The organism is Clostridium thailandense, from assembly GCF_019207025.1.
Classification (GTDB): Bacteria; Bacillota; Clostridia; order Clostridiales; family Clostridiaceae; genus Clostridium_AM; species Clostridium_AM thailandense.
The window spans coordinates 1-17,896 of sequence record NZ_JAEEGC010000025.1; the positions used below are offsets into that span (position 1 = coordinate 1).

At 30.4% G+C, this 17,896-nt stretch carries 15 protein-coding genes and 1 riboswitch; of the genes, 1 reads left to right on the top strand and 14 read right to left on the bottom strand.

Translation table 11 applies throughout. The features are described 5' to 3' along the window. Positions 1 to 74 precede the first annotated feature (74 nt). From I6U48_RS05715 to I6U48_RS05740, 6 genes are all read right to left on the bottom strand, one after another. Positions 75 to 587: a GNAT family N-acetyltransferase gene (locus tag I6U48_RS05715; RefSeq protein WP_218319448.1), complete on the bottom strand. Its 513-nt coding sequence runs from the start codon at positions 585 to 587 to the stop codon at positions 75 to 77. 721 nt (positions 588 to 1,308) lie between these two features. Next, positions 1,309 to 2,322, bottom strand: coding sequence for an ABC transporter substrate-binding protein (locus I6U48_RS05720; protein WP_218319449.1), 1,014 nt, complete (start codon positions 2,320 to 2,322; stop codon positions 1,309 to 1,311). Further along, on the bottom strand, positions 2,322 to 3,062 hold the full coding sequence (locus I6U48_RS05725) for an ABC transporter permease (protein WP_218319450.1): 741 nt from the start codon (positions 3,060 to 3,062) through the stop codon (positions 2,322 to 2,324). Before I6U48_RS05725 ends, I6U48_RS05720 begins: the two co-directional genes overlap by 1 nt. Next, the gene (locus I6U48_RS05730; protein WP_218319451.1) at positions 3,059 to 3,811 is read right to left on the bottom strand and encodes an ABC transporter ATP-binding protein; all 753 of its coding nucleotides are present in this window, start codon (positions 3,809 to 3,811) and stop codon (positions 3,059 to 3,061) included. Before I6U48_RS05730 ends, I6U48_RS05725 begins: the two co-directional genes overlap by 4 nt. A 6-nt stretch (positions 3,812 to 3,817) precedes the next feature. After that, positions 3,818 to 4,477 (bottom strand): thiaminase II, encoded by a 660-nt coding sequence (gene tenA, locus I6U48_RS05735; protein WP_218319452.1) that lies wholly within the window; start codon positions 4,475 to 4,477, stop codon positions 3,818 to 3,820. 86 nt (positions 4,478 to 4,563) lie between these two features. After that, positions 4,564 to 4,672, bottom strand: a riboswitch (TPP riboswitch). Positions 4,673 to 4,745: 73 nt separating this feature from the next. Further along, the gene (locus tag I6U48_RS05740; protein WP_218319453.1) at positions 4,746 to 5,204 is read right to left on the bottom strand and encodes a hypothetical protein; all 459 of its coding nucleotides are present in this window, start codon (positions 5,202 to 5,204) and stop codon (positions 4,746 to 4,748) included. A gap of 62 nt (positions 5,205 to 5,266) precedes the next feature. On the opposite strand from I6U48_RS05740, the gene I6U48_RS05745 reads away from it, so the two are divergent. Further along, complete coding sequence (locus I6U48_RS05745; protein WP_218319454.1) at positions 5,267 to 5,566, top strand: hypothetical protein; 300 nt, start codon at positions 5,267 to 5,269, stop codon at positions 5,564 to 5,566. Between the two features lie 21 nt (positions 5,567 to 5,587). Here I6U48_RS05745 and I6U48_RS05750 read toward each other — a convergent pair whose 3' ends face one another. The 8 genes from I6U48_RS05750 to I6U48_RS05785 all read right to left on the bottom strand — a co-directional run bounded on the left by I6U48_RS05750 (position 5,588) and on the right by I6U48_RS05785 (position 17,798). After that, a complete protein-coding gene (locus tag I6U48_RS05750) occupies positions 5,588 to 6,985 on the bottom strand; it encodes a diguanylate cyclase (protein ID WP_218319455.1) in 1,398 nt (465 codons plus the stop codon). 42 nt (positions 6,986 to 7,027) lie between these two features. Then, positions 7,028 to 8,053, bottom strand: coding sequence for a chemotaxis-specific protein-glutamate methyltransferase CheB (gene cheB / locus I6U48_RS05755; RefSeq protein ID WP_218319456.1), 1,026 nt, complete (start codon positions 8,051 to 8,053; stop codon positions 7,028 to 7,030). Positions 8,054 to 8,099: 46 nt separating this feature from the next. Next, the gene (locus tag I6U48_RS05760) at positions 8,100 to 10,343 is read right to left on the bottom strand and encodes a hybrid sensor histidine kinase/response regulator (protein WP_218319457.1); all 2,244 of its coding nucleotides are present in this window, start codon (positions 10,341 to 10,343) and stop codon (positions 8,100 to 8,102) included. Between the two features lie 17 nt (positions 10,344 to 10,360). Beyond that, positions 10,361 to 12,409, bottom strand: coding sequence for a methyl-accepting chemotaxis protein (locus I6U48_RS05765; protein ID WP_218319458.1), 2,049 nt, complete (start codon positions 12,407 to 12,409; stop codon positions 10,361 to 10,363). Between the two features lie 18 nt (positions 12,410 to 12,427). Continuing rightward, positions 12,428 to 12,910 (bottom strand): chemotaxis protein CheW, encoded by a 483-nt coding sequence (locus I6U48_RS05770; RefSeq protein WP_218319459.1) that lies wholly within the window; start codon positions 12,908 to 12,910, stop codon positions 12,428 to 12,430. Next, positions 12,897 to 14,363, bottom strand: coding sequence for a CheR family methyltransferase (locus I6U48_RS05775; protein WP_218319460.1), 1,467 nt, complete (start codon positions 14,361 to 14,363; stop codon positions 12,897 to 12,899). Before I6U48_RS05775 ends, I6U48_RS05770 begins: the two co-directional genes overlap by 14 nt. Positions 14,364 to 14,569: 206 nt before the next feature. Next, positions 14,570 to 16,582 carry a methyl-accepting chemotaxis protein gene (locus I6U48_RS05780; protein ID WP_218319461.1) on the bottom strand — a complete coding sequence of 671 codons (2,013 nt, stop codon included), beginning with the start codon at positions 16,580 to 16,582 and terminating at the stop codon, positions 14,570 to 14,572. Positions 16,583 to 16,766: 184 nt separating this feature from the next. After that, positions 16,767 to 17,798: a threonine aldolase family protein gene (locus I6U48_RS05785; RefSeq protein ID WP_218319462.1), complete on the bottom strand. Its 1,032-nt coding sequence runs from the start codon at positions 17,796 to 17,798 to the stop codon at positions 16,767 to 16,769. Positions 17,799 to 17,896: the final 98 nt, after the last annotated feature.

A 17,896-nucleotide genomic window follows, 5' to 3' on the forward strand; every position in this document is an offset into this window, starting at 1 on the left:
ATTCTATGGTATATATATAAATAATTGAAATTTTTATATATATACCATAGAATTCTTTTTAAAAATTGGTTCCGCTAAAGGATATTGTTGTTAACATATCGCACATCAACTAATTGCTTCTTCATAATTTCACAAGTACATTCGTCATTATTACAAATAAATCCATTAGATTCATAAAAATTTCTTGCGTTAATATTTTCTTTCAACACCCATAAATAACAACTTTTATAACCACTTATTTTCATATCAATTATAGCAGCCTGTAACAATTTTTGTCCGTAGCCTTTTCCAAAATAGCCTGGAAGTAAATAAATAGACACTATTTCTCCCCAATCAGCAAATTTATCATCTCTTGCTTTACCATAGGCAACACATCCTACTGGTAATTCATTTTCACAGATAAGTTGTGCTGTTATTATATTATTTTTTATCCGATTTTCAAAAGATGAGACCCAAAAATCAGATTTCAATTCATCTAAATATTTCTGTGGCACAATACCTTTATAGGCATGCTTCCAACTTAAAGCATATATATTACTAATTGTATTCACATCATTCAAAGTTGCTTTTCTTATTTTTACATCCATTTTTTACCTTATTTCAAGCCTTTTAACATCTTCTATTTCACACTTATTTACAATTATCTATTTGTTAATTATATACCATATAAGTTCATAACTGCAAATATTTCACACAGACTGCTCATCTAGTCCTAAAATCATTTAATCAGATGAACACGTCCAAAGCTTATAAAACAAGCCTACCTTCAATTTTAACGCTCTATATATAAATCGTTAAAATCTATTTAATTCTCTCTATTATAAACATTAATATTCTTAATACATGTTAATCACAAAAACAATAGATTGATATTTAACCAAACTAATGTTTATAGCTAACGATTTATACATGGGCTAATAACAGACACTTGACTTATACGCAGGGAGATATTGACATTCTGGAAGGCACATTTAAATACTTTTGTTATAAGTCTTAGTCCATAGAATAATCAACTATGATTGAAGTATAAGATAGCTTTCTGAAATATAGAGAATGAAACTAGAAAGTTGACCTATCCGCAGAGAGGTGTTAGCAAAACTGAAGGCACATATAAAAACTTTTTAATTAATCTTAGCGAAGTATTTTAGAAAATCTAAGAATCTCTGATGTGTCTGAGGTACGAGTTTATCAGAGATTCTTAGATTTTCAAAATACTGAGCTTTAGATTAATTAAAAGTTTTTATAGTGCTGAAGTTTGCTAACATCTCTCGGAGGATAAGTCAACTTTCGACGGTACTTCTCTATATTTTACTTAGCTTCGTCTAAGTTTACATAGCAGTCTTCTGCTTTAACGTCTCCCTTTAACATTCCTTTGTCTTGAAGCCATTTTATATTATTTTCCCAAACCTTCTTATCTTGATACAAGAAAGCTTCATCCTTTGATTCCATCTTCGGAAGAAGTACATTCATGCTTTGTTTTTCTACAGCTTCTATAAGAGGAAAGTTGTCCTTTTGCTGGTTATTTAATAATATCTTCAAGGATTTGTCTGGATTATTCTTGGTAAATTCAAATCCTTTTTTAGCAGCCTTCATAAACTTCTTAAGAACCTCTGGTTTATCTTTTAAAGTCTTGTCGCTTGTAACGAAGACTTCTTCATAATAGTTAGGTACCCCATATTTAGATGGATCAAAATAGTTCACTGGATGTCCTTCATGCTCTAAAACAGGAACTTCGTGGTTTATAAGTCCTCCTGTAGTTGCATCAACTTTTTTTGTTGTCATTGAAGAAAGTAATTCAAAACCTACATCTATTGATTTGATTGAACTTGGATCTCCTCCATCTGCTTTTATCATACTTTTAACATATTCCATATTTAAAGGATTTCCTGAATATCCAATAGTCTTTCCTGACAGGTCTTTTGGTGTATTAATATTTTTTTCTTTTAAAGCTATAACTACATTCAATGGTGTATGTACTATTGCTCCAATAGATTTTACTGGAACTTTTTCATTAGCTCTTGCCATTACTATGTCTGGTTGATAGTAAATGCCTATAGTTGCTTTGTTTGCAGCTGTTAATGTTAGTGGGTCTGTTGCATTTGAAGGATATTTAATATTTACTTTCAAGCCTTCCTCTTTAAAGTATCCATTTTCAATAGCTGCATATATGAAACTATGTATTGCATTTGGATACCAATCTAATACTAAATCCACCTCTTCTAATTTTTGTGTACTACTGCTAGCTGCTTGTTTACTTGAACAGCCTGTAACAAATAAAAACATAAATACTAGAACTAATGATAAATACTTAAATTTTTTCATTACTCATTCCTCCATTTTATTATTTTATTTTCTAATATATTAATTATGACAACAAGAATTATTGTTACAAAGGACAAAATTACAATTGGAGCAAAAACTGCTGCTCCATCTAATTGAGTCATCATTCTTTTGCTGAAATATCCAAGTCCCGATTGAGCTCCAAGCCATTCACTGATGGCAGCACCTATCACACTAAGAGATACTGTTATTTTTAACGCTGAAAAAAAATATGGCATTGCTGAAGGAAGCTTTAATTTAATAAAAATATCTTTTTTACTTGCCCCATAAGTAATTAAAAGCTCTTCCATCTCTCTTTTAGTAGAACGGAGACCGTCATATACATTTATGGTTATAGGAAAGAAAGTCATAAGTACAGTGGCCAATACTTTGCTCCAAATACTATACCCAAACCATAGTACAAATATTGGAGCTAATGCAGTAATAGGTATAGTTTGAGTTACTACAACAATCGGATATATTGCCTTTTCTATACTTTCACTTAAATTCATTGCTACAGCTAAAGCTACTCCTAAAACTATTGATAGAATAAGTCCTATAAAAGTGACTAGCAATGTGGCTGGAAGATGTATAAGAAATAGGTCTTCCCTTAATATCCAAATCTTTTCCAAAATCTTACTAGGTGATGGAAGTATATACATTGCATCTATATATCTTGCAATTCCCTCCCAAATTATAAAAAATATAATTCCTACTATAATTGATGATTTATATTTTTTCATAGCTCAACCCTCTGTTTCAATTCGCTTACAAGCTCTTCTTTTATATCCAATATTTCACCTTTGCTTAACATATGCCTATCTCTTGGATATCCTAACGGCACTTCCACCTCTTTTAATTTAGTTATAGGCTTCTCAGAAACAACAAATATTTTATTTGATAAAAATAGTGCCTCCTCTACATCATGAGTTATAAACAATATTGTTTTTTTAAGTGAAGACCATTGATCAAGCAGCCATTCCTGCATAGAGATTTTAGTTATAGCATCTAGTGCACTAAAAGGTTCGTCTAAGAGCATAACCTCAGCTCCAGTAAGTAAGGTTCTAATAAAAGACACCCTTTGTTTCATACCTCCAGATAAATCCTTGGGATAACTATTTTTATATTTTTCTAAGCCAAAAATCTTTAAAAATTCTTCTGCTTTATCTTTAGCCTCTTTCTTATTTTTGCTGCTTATCTCCATAGGCAGTGAAGCATTTTCTAATATAGTTCTCCATGGTATTAGCAAATCACTTTGAGGCATATATCCTACACATTTATTTAAACTATTAATATTATCATTGTTAATAAAAATATCTCCACTAGAGACTTGTTCAAGTCTAGAAATCAGTCTAAATATAGTGCTCTTCCCACAACCACTTGGACCTATTATACTTACAAATTCACCTTTATCCACATGAAAGTTTAAATTTTCTATAAGCATTCTAGACTCATTTTTATATTTAAAGTTTACATCACAAAATTTCAACATAAAAAATTACATCCCCTTGTTATAAGACATTTCCCAAAACATATATTCATATTTGCTCGTATTTACAAATACTTCTATTAATTTTTTCTTTTCTTTGTCTGATATATCTTCTCCAAGATTATCCACCAAATCTATAAGCCATTTAGTACATTCCTCATATTCCTTTGAAATATATCCACTTATCCATTCTCCATAAAACTCATGCTCTGTAGCTCCAGGATTTTTGCTTAAATTTCTTCCAATTTCTAAATAGCTCCACATACATGCTAGTAATGAAACTGAAACCTCTGCTAGTCCCCCTATCTGAGAAACTGCAAGCATATAATTAGTATAGGAAATGTTGTCAAGTGAAGCTTTAGTGTTTTTAATTTCTTCTGCAGTGATTCCAAGTCTTTTCATATAAGAACGATGAATACTCATCTCACCATTTAATATACTGTCTACCATACTGGAAAAACCCTGCATAACCTCTTCACTATCTGCTTTAACTATTCCTAAGGCATAGACCTTTGCATAATCTAAAAGATAAATATAATCCTGAATCATATAAAACTTAAACTTATCTACCTCTAAAGTACCGTCACCTATTCCTTTTACGAAAGGATGATTATAATAGGATTCCCAAATATCCTTAACGTTTTCATACAGACTTTCCGAAAATTTCATTTTATTTCCTCCTCAGTGCAAAAATAAAAAGGTACAAACCAACTAGAGGTTTGTACCTATATTTTTTTAAATATATGCACATCAATAAAATGTGCAGAACCTCTTCCTACGCTGGTATTACCCAGATCAGGTTATAGGGTCAAAGAATTGCATTCTTAATCTCAGCTGGTAACACCAGCCCCCCTGGGATAGTATTAAATTTTAAAATGTTATGTTTCTCTACAAGTCCATATTACTACAATACAACAATAACGTCAATAAAATATCATTATATAATTCGCAGCTGAGCTTTTATTGAGTAAGAATCCATCCTTATAATTACAATACTGTAAGAGTAGTTATTTATTATATAATCTAAAGCATCATTATATTTTGAAGCAAGAGTATCTAAACTCTCTCCCTTCTTACTTATAATTCTATATAAATTATTTACTTTTTCTATGTTTAAGTGATCCCATTCTTTAACCTGAAAATTTTTATTGTGTATTTTAAAAATTATTCCTCTAGATTCTACTATCCTTAATAATGAGTTAAGTGATATATTAGCTTCTTCTTCCTCTTCCTTAATCTTTTTCTGCAAACACATGAGTTCATTAAATCTTTCTAATCCCTTTTGTATTTTGACCTGGAGTTCTCTATTTTTATTGTTTAAATCACTTATTTCTTTATTTTTTAAATCATTATATTTATTTGTGAACTTAGATAACAATTCATCTTTTTCGCTCATATTTTCCTCCTTGTCTTAATACATAAAATTAGTATAAAATAATTTCATGGGAGATGTTAGTTATGAATAAAATTTATTTAAACATAATAAGAAACTTAAAAATTCTAAAAAAACTAGTAATATCTATCATAAATTATTTTATTACTTTCTTTAAGAGAAAAAAGACTATAGATAATATGTATAGTAGTATTATAAAAGACAAAGCATTAGAAATCAAAACTTTAGAAGAAGAATTTAAAAATATAAATAACAAAAATGCTTTATTAGAAAAAGAAATTGTAGGCCTTGAAAAATCACTGATTAAAAAGAATTCTCTTATTTTAGGTTTACAGGATTTGCTAACAAAGAGAGTAGACAATTAATTTCATATTAAAAACTTCACACTAAAGAGATTTCTTGTTCTGCAAAATATAATCTTCTCCTCTGGATTTTTGATTTTTATTTTCATACATTAGTCTATCTGCTTTACTCATTAGTTCGTTAATAGTTGTTACACTCTCTGGATGAAAATATGCAGCACCTATACTCATAGATATATTGAATGAATATTTCTTGGTACTATTAAATTCTCTTTGTTTATTTAAAAGCTTGGTGGTGAGTTTTGGTATATCTGCTTCCTCTGCATTCATTGATAAAACTGCAAACTCATCTCCTCCTATTCTTGCAATAACGTCTTGATCATTGAAGGTTTCTCTTAGAATTGTTGAAGCGCCTTCTAAAGTAAGATCGCCCTCATGATGGGATAAGTTATCATTGATATATTTCATACCATCAATATCAATAAAAAACAATAGCATTCCCTTCTTATTGCGTTTTGCAAAATTAAGTTTATATTCAGCTAAATTAAAAAAACCTCTACGGTTATATAGTGCTGTAAGTTCATCAGTTACAGATTGTATTTTTAATCTCTCTCGAAGTTCTGCTTTTTCAGTTATATCTCTGACAGATAGAAGATACGCATCTCTTCCTTCCCAATCTGTATCCGAAATACACACTTCTCCAATAATACTACTGCCATTTGCACAATTTATGACTACCTCTTTAACACACTTTTCTATAGAATTAAAATCGACTATATCAAATATTAAATCCCTATAATTTTCACCAAATAACCTCTTAGCTGCAGAATTCAAATAGAATATTTCTTTATCATAATTAAGTATAACTAAAGCATCCATATTACTCTCTAATGCTGTCCTATAATTTTTTTCAAGTCTCTTTATAGTATCAAAAGCCTTTTTTAATTCATTATTTGCATTTTGAAGTTCCTTTGTTTTCTGTACAGCATTATCAAAAGTTGAGAGAAGCAAGTCCACTATTTGTATCCTTTCCGAATTGATAAAATGCTTTTCTCCTGCAAAAAATACTTCAATACCTATCTCACTTACTTTGCTTTTTCTTAGTTCCATGTTAATGAGCATATGTTGTATTCTTGAAAGTAGAAAACTTTCATTGTATGGCTTGGTTATGAAATTGTCTGCCTTAGCTTTAAGCCCAGTGATAACATCAATAGGATCTGACAATGCGGTTAATAAAATAACCGGAATATGTTTGAACCTGTTATCCTCCTTTATCTTTTTACACAACTGATATCCGTCCATTTTAGGCATAAGTATATCCGTTATTACTAAACCTGGCATAAATCTATCAATATATTCTAAAGCTTGCAAGCCATCATTTGCAATTATTACTTTGTAATTATTACTTTCCAGAGTGAATTTCAGCTTTTCAGCTTGTGTAATACTATCCTCAACAACTAAAATTTTTACATTTTCAAACATCTTGTATTTATCCTCCTCTATATAGGTAACAATCATTCTAAATTATAGTTTTCCAAATAACTCTGCTATTTTATCTGGAGACAAAACATAGGTTGCTGCATTGAGTTTTACTGCTTCCCCTGGCATACCATAGACTACGGAAGTTTCTTTATCCTGCGCTACCGTTATAGCTCCTTTATCTCTTAAAACCTTCAACTCCCTAGCACCATCACTTCCCATACCTGTAAGAAGTATATTCAAGGAGTCTTTACCATAATAATTAGCAATAGATTTAAATAAATATGAAACCGCTGGTTTTAGATTATTTTCTTTTTCAGTATCACTTAAAAATATTTGTCCATTGCTTCTTATACCCATATGAAATCCATCTGGAGCAAAATATATATGTCCTGGTAATGCTTTCTCTCCTTGAGTAGCTACATGTATAGGCTGTTTAGTCGTTTGTGAAAGCCAACTTACAAGTTCATTTATAAATCCAGGTGCCATATGCTGTACAACAAGTATAGGAATATGAATATTCTCAGGAATTTTAGAAAAAATATTCTGAAGTACAGGTGGCCCTCCTGTTGACACTCCTATGGCTGCTATCCTTATATTGGACAAGGTGTTTTTTACTTTATTTAAAGGTTTAGTATTAACATCTTTTGGTCTTAATTTTCTTCTTACAACCTTTACTTCTGACATTATCTTAACCATATTAATAATTTCCTGAGATGACCTTCTAAATCCATCTTCCGTTGCAACAATAGGCTTCTCTATAACAAAAAGTGCACCTGCTTTCATTGCTTGGAAAGTTGTATCCACATCTTTACAATTAAACAGTGCAGTTATTACTATAATAGGTGTGGGATATACTTCCATTATTCTTCTTGTTGCTTCAAAGCCGTTCATTCCAGGCATATTTATATCCATAGTTATAATATCCGGTTTATTTTTCTCTAAGAATTTAACCGCTTTTTCTCCACTATTAACTACTCCAATTACTTGAATATCATTATCAGAATTAAGTATATTAATCATTAATTCCTGAATAAGAGGGGAATCATCAACTACAAGTACTTTAATCATATTTTTCACTCCTGTATAAAGGCTTTATAATAACTAATCCATAATATTATATTAATCTTTTTACAATTTCCAATAAATTACTTTGTTGAAAATCACTTTTTATAATATAAGCGCTTGCCCCAACATCTATACCTCTTTCTTTATCCTCTCTTGATTCAAGAGAGGTAACAAGTATAACAGGTATTTCTGTTGTCTCGTTATCGCCTCTTATTTTTGATGTTAATTGAAATCCATCCATTTTAGGCATTTCTACATCCGTTATAACAAGGTCAAATCTCTCAGATTTTAATAAGTTCCACCCTTGAAGTCCATCTACTGCAGTTTTAACTAAGTATCCTTGAGTTTCTAAAATATTTTTTATTAGAGTTCTTGACGTAATGGAATCTTCTACCACTATAATAGATTTCTTTTCGCCACCATCTTCATTTTTATCTTTAATAATATCTAAAGACTTATTTCCAATTTTAACACAGGTTTTTATTAAATCCTCCACATTCAATATAGGAACAACTTGTCCCGACCCCAAAATAGTTGCTCCAGAGATATTCCTAACTCGTTTTAATTGCTTATTAAATCTTTTTACAAGTATCTCTTGCTCTACTATTATGTCATCTGCACTAAAAGCTATACTCCTTTCAATACCGCCAACTATTAACAGGATTATCTCTTCTTTCGAACTATCCTCATTGCTGTTATCTCTTATCTCTAAGGCATCCTTTAAATTAAAAATAGGTATAATTAATCCATTAAACAATATTGTAGGTCTATTTTCTATTACTCTTATTTCGTCCTTCTTTATTCTAAGAACCTTTTCTACATTACCAGTGGGTATTAAAAAAATTTGCTTTGAAATTCTTATAAGTATTCCCCTATTAGTAGACATCGTTATCGGCAATACTATAGTAAATTTAGTTCCTTTTTGTCTTTCAGTTACTACATCTAAGAACCCTCTAAGCTTTTGTACCTTTTCGTACACTATAGCAAGTCCCAAGCCTCTTCCTGATATGTCAGTTATTATATCACTAGTAGAAAAACTAGATTTAAAAATTAGCATCTTTGCAATTTCATCATCAATATTTCTAGCTTCTTCTTCTGTTAAAAATTTCTTCTTAACAGCCTTCATTTTAATTTCATTAATATCAATTCCTGCTCCATCATCAGAGATTTCAATTTTTACTCTATCACTACTTATTTGAGTAATATTTAAACTTATTTTTCCTTTAGTTTGTTTTCCATGTCTGTGTTCTGGCTTTTCAATTCCATGATCTATACAATTTCTAATTATATGCATAAGCGGATGCTTAATTTCTTCAAGGATACGTCTATCAACTTCTATCTCTATTCCATTAACTACAAATTCTATATCTTTTCCAATTTCCTTAGACAAATCTCTAATCATTTTAGGAAACATTTCTATTATATAGGAAAATGGGAGTAACATAATATCTTTTATATCTTCTATAAAACTATCTGTCATCAATTCTATAGTTTTTGCATCACTTTCTGCACATTTCAACAGAGTATCTACACTATTCTCCAATTCTCTTATGTATTCATTTGCATTTTTCTTTTTCCACAAATCCAGTAATCCTTTTATATTTCTAATCTCCTTAGATCTTTGAAAGGCTGAAAGTTTTGCGTACAATAATTCTTCTCCTTGAATAAGTAATGAATCTAGTTTATCTTTTGGAACCTTTATAACCTTATTATTTTTATCATCTAAAATTTTTATTTCTTTATCTTTATGTACTTGTATGTCATTATTTATATTAAAATTATCGCTTATTACTATATTTTTATCTATTGCTTTTTCATTAAGTTCTTTAGGTATACTAAAATACCTACTTTTATCTTTATTTCTATCAATAATTTCTGTACTGCTATTTTCAGCCTCACTATGTTCTATCTTTTCTAAATTCTCTATGATATTGGAAATATCCTTAATCTCGTAATCAGGCAATGAAAGAATATCTTCTATGGTATTAACCGCATCATTAAATCTATCAAACATTTCTGTATTTAAATTCAATTTTCCTTTTTTTATGCTGGAAAATATACTTTCGAGTTTATGGCAAATTGTTTCTATTTCTCTTAAATTTACTGCCCTAGCTGCTCCTTTTAAACTATGAAATTCTCTATATATAGTTTCAATTATAGCTGTCTGCTCTTCTGTATTATATTTATTCTCTAATTCCAGCAATGATAAGAAAATGCTTTTTAAATGATCATGTGCCTCTATATTGAAAGTTGAACGAAGTCTTTTCAAAAATTCAGCATCATTTGTACTCATTACTATCCTCTCTTTCTTTAAACCTGATATTTTTCAGTTAGTGCCTTAAGCCTATACCCCATATCTTGTAAATTTTTAGCAGCATCCTCCAACTGCTTCATACTATCAACATTTTGAACACTCGCCTCATTTATACCATCCATTGCTATGGCTATCTGATCCATTCCAATTAATTGTTGTTGACTAGATGCCTCTATCTGCATAGCGGCTTGTGCAGACATATTTATATTTTCTGTAAGTTTTCTTATAGCATTTCCTGCTTCTGAGGCCTGTTTCATTCCCATTTCAGCAAGTTTTATTCCTTTTTCTGTTGTCATAACAGCATTACTTGCAGCCTTCTGTATGTCTTTTAGAATATTTCTTACTTGCTTTGTTCCCTGTTTTGACTGCTCAGCTAGATTTCTAATTTCCTGTGCTACTACAGAAAATCCTTTTCCTTGGTCTCCTGCTTTAGCTGCTTCGATTGAAGCATTCACCGCTAAAATACCAGACTGTTCTGAAATGTTGTCTACACTTTCTATAAGTTCACTTATATTCTGACTTTGTTCACTTAAAACTATTATACTTTCTGCAATCGCCTGCATCTGGAAGTTGATAGAATTCATACCTTCTAAAGTTTCCTCTGTAGCCTTATCTCCTGCCTTGGATATCTCAAGAGACTGTCTTGCACTATTCGAAACATTTTTTGTTTTTTCACTTGATACATACACGGTTTGCTTAACTTCTTCTACCGTTGCTGTAGTTTCACTTACTGCCGAAGAAGTCTCCGTAGCTCCTGAAGTAACCTGCGTAAGAGAAGCAGTAATTTGACTTACAGAAGATGCGATTACATTTGCTACATTAATAATTTCTTTCGTTTGTTCCCTAAGGTTATGTATCATATTGCTAATTGTGTTTGTTAAAATTCCAATTTCATCTGAACGCTTTACCTCTGGTAAATCAACATTTAAATCTCCCATAGATATTTCATTGGCAACTTTGGACATCTTTATCATAGGTTTTGCAATATTTGACGCTATGCCAACTGAAACTATGATTATCACTGCTACTGCTGCTATTAATATAAACATCATTGCAATTTTTAATTTATTTACTGGTTCATAAGCTTCAGATTGATTTATTTTAACTAAAACTCCCCATTTAAGACTGTCTATATTTAATGGAGTATATGCTACAATAGACTCAGTATTATGATAGTCGCCATAAGTTTCAACATTAGTCTTACCAGCTAGTACTTCATCTGCACCTTTAGTTCTTATTTCTTTTAAAAGAATAGTAGATTTTGCTGCTTTTATTTTTTCATCGCTTTCCGAACTTAAAAATCTAGTATTACTTCTTGCTTTATAATCTGAACCAATCAGTACTACTTCTCCACTTTCTCCAATATTTAGAGACTCCCATTTATTATTATTGGACACAATTTCATCTATCTTATTTGTTCCTAGTTTAAAAATCAAAACTCCTATATTCTCATTACCTTTAAAAATTGGTGCAGCTATAGATGCAATAGGTTTACTGTTAGATGGGCTGTAAATCTCATAATCCGTAATACATACGAAATTTTTATCGCTGCTATTTCTTGCATTTTCAAAGGCCTTTGCCACATTTGTATTTTTATATGGTCCATTCAAAAGGTTTGTCCCATAATCTGATTCTTTCAATGTTGAGTATAATATATTTCCTGTCTTAGAATCTACAAGTAGTATATCTCCCGCCTCTAACTTGTTAACAAAACCAACAAAGGCAGGGTTATACTTTTGATATATATTATTATAGTTACTATTTTGAATATCCTGAATTTGACTTAACTCGTTCATAGCATCTATAGCCATTGGTTCCTGTGCCATATATGATACTCTGTTTAAACCAGAATTTAAATAATCTTCTACTTCTTTTTTCTTTGTATCTCTTACAAAACTTAAACGCTGAATAGCATCCTGCTGTAAAAATTTTCTTGAATTATTATAACTTAATCCTGCTATAATAAGAGCTGGTATAATAGAAATTACCAAAAAACATATAATTAGCTTTGTTCTTAATCCATTTATAAATTTTAATTTTATCATAGTATATGTATCACTCCCTTAAATTACTTCCTCATCAACAATAATCTTTTCATCCAGCATTATATTTTTTATATCTAAAACAATGCTTCCCGCTCTTGTTATGCCTTTAAAATACTTTGAGTTAAAATTCATTGCTGCTAAAACATTTTTTTGTATCTCACTTAAAGAAATTAAATTACATGCTAAAATGCTGTCTGCTATAATTCCTAATTCTAGGTCATTTACTTTTACTACAATAACTTTTTTTACCTTATCCACTTCTACTAACTTTGTAGTAAAGCCTAGGAAATTTCTAATATCTATAACAGATATTATTTTTCCTCTAAAATTTATTATGCCTATTATAAATGCTGGTGTACAAGGAAGCTTAGTAACACTTTTCACTGAATGTACCTCAACTAAATATGGAATTTCCACCGCATATTTTTCATTACATTCACTGGTATTCACCCCAAATTCTAGAACCTCTATATAATTCTCTTCTATTTTAGCTTTCTCCATATAGACCTCCGCTATAAGATACGTTATCAATAATTTGCTTTAACATTCCCACTGTCATCTCTTCTGAACATGGAACTATATCTTTTTCCTCAAAGTTTTCAAGTAATGCTCGTACATTTTCAAAATTTTTAAATGCTTCCTTAAGCTTTTTCTGTTTTAAGTTTAAGTTTCCAAGGTTAAAATATGCCATAATAAAGCTTGAATCTAAAAAAACCGCTTTTTTTAACGCCTTAACAGCCTCCCCAAAGTTACCTAACTCTTGCTCTATGTTTGCAAGCAATTGATAATAAACAGGATTTATCTTATCTTTATCTATTGCCTTTTTGCACCATTCAAGTGCTTCTAAGAGTTTCCCCTCATTTGCAAATGAGCGACACAAATCTTCAACCTCTCGTGCATTCATATCATTGTCTTTATAAGACTTAATTTCTGAAATTATCGCTGTAGGCTCTAGTGATATATCATTATTTCTATAATCTTTTTTCATCTCATTTTCTACTAATTTCAATAATAAACTATATTTGTTATCTTTTGCATTGTTATATTGCTTTAAGTATAAAGTTTCTAAAGATACATTCTTACTATTATATTCTAGTGATATGGATTGTTTAATATTTTTATTATATAAAAAAGTATTTTCTATGTTTTTTGATGTAAAAGAAGAATTATTAAAATATAAATTCTCAGTGGGTGCTCCTATAAGCCAACCTCCATCTACAGTTATATTGTAAAACCGTTTAATTATTTGGTTTGCTAAGGATTCGCTAAAATACATAAGTACATTCCTACAAAATATAATATCAATATTATTTAGTATCTTATTATCTAATAAATAAGTATCCTTAGCTAAATTCAAATTATAAAACTTCACAAGCTCCATTACATCATCGTTGATCTTATAGTGTTTATCGTCTATGATTTTAAAATACCTATTTTTAAAATTTAAATTCGTGCCTCTAAAAGACCATTCGCTGTATATTCCCTGTCTAGCTTTGTTAAGAAAATTTTCATTTATATCAGTAGCTATTATTTCAATATTCCAGTTCTTATAATCTGGAATAAGTTCTTTTATTAATATAGCTATAGAATAAGGTTCCTCACCTGATGAACAACCAGCACTCCAAATTTTCATGCTTCTACTAAAATTTTCTTTTATCCTTATCATATTTGGAAACAAATTTTCTCTCAATATTCTAAATAGATTTTTATCTCTAAAGAAATAAGTTTCCCCAATAGTAAGACAAGTAGCCAAATTAATAATGTCTTTATTAGATAACTGATTTAGAAGTATCAAATTAATATATTCTTCTAAATCAATATTTTTTTGCTTTGAAGCATTTGCTAAAGCTCTTATAACATCATTGCCTCTTTCTTCTGTGAAATTTAATCCTAGATTTTTTTCTATAAATCTACTTATGATCTTAAGAGTTTTCTCTGAAATATTATTAATCATTTTTACCCTCTATAACTAATTAAACTTTTCTGGTTCTAAAGTTAAAACAACTTTAGTATTAAATAGAACAACTAAATTTATAATCCTATAACACTATATATTATATCTTATGTAAAAATTTATACAAACACATTTTTGTAATAAAATGCTGTCTAAAACACTCTTATGTCGAAACCTAAAAGCGTGGTTACTCACCACGCTTTTACTTAATTCAACTTAAATTTGTCTATTTCTTCTTTTAAATGTTCTGAAAGCTCTTTAAGCCTTACTGCATAATTTAGATAAGATTCTATATTAGCATTTACTTCCTCTACTGAAGCTGAGACTTCTTCTGTCGAAGCTGCGGTTTCTTCACTTACAGCAGATATGTTGTAAATTTGAGCTACTACAGACTGTTTATTGGCATTCATTTCTGTAGTAGAGTTTTTCGTTTCTTTTACCTTATTACTTAGAGAGCCTATGGATAATATTATTTTATTAAACACTTCCTCGGCTTCCTTAACGACTCTTTTCTGACTTTCTACTACCTCTTCTGTTTTATTCATAGCTTCTACAGCTAGTTTGGACTTTCCTTGAATTTCTTTTATTATACTGTCTATCTCCCTTGCCGAATCCATAGATTGTTCTGCAAGCATTCTTATTTCTTCTGCAACAACTGAGAAACCTTTTCCCGCCTCTCCTGCTCTAGCTGCTTCTATGGCTGCATTTAAGGCTAAGAGATTAGTTTGTTCCGTTATCTGTGCTATAGTTTCAGTTATAGAACTAATTTTCTTTGTACTTTCATTAACTGCTCCTACAATTTCACTTACTTGGTCTGTAGCCTTTTCAGTATCCTTAGATTTTACATTTAAAATAGTTATTATATCTAGTCCCTTATTTCCTAAATCATTAGCCTCTATTGATACCTTCTCCATATCTTTAGTAGAATTCGTTATAATACCTATTCTCTCTGCCAATTGGTTTATTTCCTGTGAGCCTTCCTCTGAGCTCTTAGCCTGTTCCAAAGTACCCCTTGCTATTTCTTCAACAGTTAATGCTATTTGACCAATGGCCTGTGCTGTCTGCTCTGTCATATTAGCTAAAGTACCAGCTGAGTCTAAAACTTCTTTTGATGAGTCACCGGCATCTTCAAGTAATCTAGACACATTTTCCTTCATACTATTAAAATCTTCCGCGAGTTCTCCAATTTCATCTTTAGAATCTATGCTAACTCTATCCGAAAAATCTCCTTCAGCAGCCTTTTTAATAGATTCTTTTAATTTCTTTATATTATTAGATATTCTCTTACTAAATAATAGGGATATTATGCTTGCAACCGCAGTTGACAATAACACCATTATTAGGGTTATATTTCTTATTGAATTTGTATCATCGATTAATTCTGACTTAGGGATTATAGCTATTACTTTCCATCTAGTTAGCTCATTAGTAGAAAAAGCTGCATATTTGAGTTCATTGTTATATTTATATTCTGAAAACCCTTCTTTATTTTGAGAAACAGACTTCCATAAATCTAATTTTAGCATTGAATCTGTTCCTATTAAACTTTTGTCTTTATGAGCTATAACTATACCCGAACTGTTTGTAATTGCTATGTATCCTAATTTACCTATTTGTTTGCTAGATATTTTATCTGACATTTTATTCAAATCTATATCTACAGCTACTACTCCTACTATCTGTCCGTTTTTTTCAACAGCTCTAGAAATAGATATTACTGGTTTTTTAGTACCAGTATCTATATAAACCTCACTTACGACACTCTTTCCTTTATTATTTAATGCGTCCTTGTACCATGGTCTAGATGTTGGATCAAAGTCTGCGGGTAATTCAGTTTTAGGGTATAAATAAAATTTTTTGTCACTGGCTCCAAAATAAACTGATTTTAAATCTTCATTGGAGCTTTTTATATTTTCAAGCATATAGTTTAAAAAAGGTGTGTGTTCTGGATTTGTCTGTATATCCGTAAAATTTATGTTAGTAGCCATCATATTTACTTGTCTTTGCATACTATTAAAATAATTATCTATGCTATCATTTAGAAGCAAGTTGCTCTCCATCGAGTCTCTTCGGAACTTGTCCATTAACACATTGTAAGTTTTGTAATAGGATGCTCCACCTAAAGCTGTTAAAGGTATAATTGTAAACAATAAAATCGCAATAAATATCTTAGTCCCTAGGCTTTTCAAACTTATTTGTTTTTTCGACATTTCGCCCATTCTTATTCCTCTTTTCGCTATATTATTCACAATAATGTTATCATCTAGTTAATCAGTTGTAAATACAAATCAGACTAATTTTAGATTTATTTTAACCATAGTTTTTCCAACAGAATAGAGAACTTTTCTCTGATTCTAACACCCAGAAAAAAGTTCTCTATATACAATAAACGTTTAAAAACAACTAATAAATTCCTAATTTTTTCAAATTTTCAACAAACTCTAAAGCATTTTCCTCTTTAGTTGCCCATGAAGTCACCAGGCGAATAGCAGAATTATTTTCATCTACTTTTTCCCAAATAGAGAATAAATATTTTTCTTTAAGTTTTTCAATTATCTCATTTGGAAAAATCGGAAACACCTGATTAGAAGGAGAATATGTTAAAAACTTATATCCAGCTCCACTTATGCCATCCTTTAATAAATCAGCCGTTTTGTTTGCTTGCTTCGCTAAATCAAAATACAAATCATCCTTAAAAAGCTCTAAGAATTGTATTCCTAAAAGTCTTCCTTTTGCGAGTAATGCACCCTTTTGTTTAATATGAAATCTAAAGTCCTCTTTAAGGGAATCTTTGCATATAACAAGAGCCTCTCCAAATAGAGCTCCATTTTTAGTCCCACCAATATAAAAGGCATCCATTAGTCTACCTAAGTCTGAAAGTTCTATATCATTTTCTTTTGCACATAGTGCTGAGCCTAGTCTTGCACCATCCATGAATAATATAAGTTTGTTTTCCATGCAGAATTTACTTAACTGTTCTAATTCACTCTTAGTATAAATAGTACCAATTTCTGTAGAATTAGAAATGTATACAAGCTTAGGTTTTACCATATGCTCATCACTATGTAATTCTAAAACAGGTTTTATATCTTCTGGTCTTAACTTTCCATCCTCAACTTCTATAGAAATTACCTTATGCCCTGTTGCCTCTATAGCTCCTGTTTCATGTACCAGTATGTGTCCAGTATTTGCGGCGATAGCAGCTTCATAAGGTTTTAGGAAAGCTGAAATCACAGTAAGGTTTGTTTGCGTACCTCCAACCAATAAGTGGACATCAATATCCTCTTTCTCTATTCTTTGTTTTAAAACTTCAGCTGCTTTTTTGGTGTAACTATCTTCACCATATCCTACGGTTTGCTCCATATTTGACTGCACCAAAGCATCTAATATTCTTGGATGAGCTCCTTCACTGTAATCATTATTAAAACTGTACATTCTAATAGACCTCCTTTTTAAATAAAAATACCTCTTTACACATAATTTTACCACTCGGCTTTAACTTTGTGTAAAGAGGATTTGTAAATTCTATTATT

What these genes read in the sequence shown, in the direction of transcription:
- I6U48_RS05715 (WP_218319448.1), bottom strand. Translation starts at nt 587, where the DNA reads ATGGATGTAAAAATAAGAAAAGCAACTTTGAATGATGTGAATACAATT.
- I6U48_RS05720 (WP_218319449.1), bottom strand. Translation starts at nt 2,322, where the DNA reads ATGAAAAAATTTAAGTATTTATCATTAGTTCTAGTATTTATGTTTTTA.
- I6U48_RS05725 (WP_218319450.1), bottom strand. Translation starts at nt 3,062, where the DNA reads ATGAAAAAATATAAATCATCAATTATAGTAGGAATTATATTTTTTATA.
- I6U48_RS05730 (WP_218319451.1), bottom strand. Translation starts at nt 3,811, where the DNA reads ATGTTGAAATTTTGTGATGTAAACTTTAAATATAAAAATGAGTCTAGA.
- tenA (WP_218319452.1), bottom strand. Translation starts at nt 4,477, where the DNA reads ATGAAATTTTCGGAAAGTCTGTATGAAAACGTTAAGGATATTTGGGAA.
- I6U48_RS05740 (WP_218319453.1), bottom strand. Translation starts at nt 5,204, where the DNA reads ATGAGCGAAAAAGATGAATTGTTATCTAAGTTCACAAATAAATATAAT.
- I6U48_RS05745 (WP_218319454.1), top strand. Translation starts at nt 5,267, where the DNA reads ATGAATAAAATTTATTTAAACATAATAAGAAACTTAAAAATTCTAAAA.
- I6U48_RS05750 (WP_218319455.1), bottom strand. Translation starts at nt 6,985, where the DNA reads ATGTTTGAAAATGTAAAAATTTTAGTTGTTGAGGATAGTATTACACAA.
- cheB (WP_218319456.1), bottom strand. Translation starts at nt 8,053, where the DNA reads ATGATTAAAGTACTTGTAGTTGATGATTCCCCTCTTATTCAGGAATTA.
- I6U48_RS05760 (WP_218319457.1), bottom strand. Translation starts at nt 10,343, where the DNA reads ATGAGTACAAATGATGCTGAATTTTTGAAAAGACTTCGTTCAACTTTC.
- I6U48_RS05765 (WP_218319458.1), bottom strand. Translation starts at nt 12,409, where the DNA reads ATGATAAAATTAAAATTTATAAATGGATTAAGAACAAAGCTAATTATA.
- I6U48_RS05770 (WP_218319459.1), bottom strand. Translation starts at nt 12,910, where the DNA reads ATGGAGAAAGCTAAAATAGAAGAGAATTATATAGAGGTTCTAGAATTT.
- I6U48_RS05775 (WP_218319460.1), bottom strand. Translation starts at nt 14,363, where the DNA reads ATGATTAATAATATTTCAGAGAAAACTCTTAAGATCATAAGTAGATTT.
- I6U48_RS05780 (WP_218319461.1), bottom strand. Translation starts at nt 16,582, where the DNA reads ATGGGCGAAATGTCGAAAAAACAAATAAGTTTGAAAAGCCTAGGGACT.
- I6U48_RS05785 (WP_218319462.1), bottom strand. Translation starts at nt 17,798, where the DNA reads ATGTACAGTTTTAATAATGATTACAGTGAAGGAGCTCATCCAAGAATA.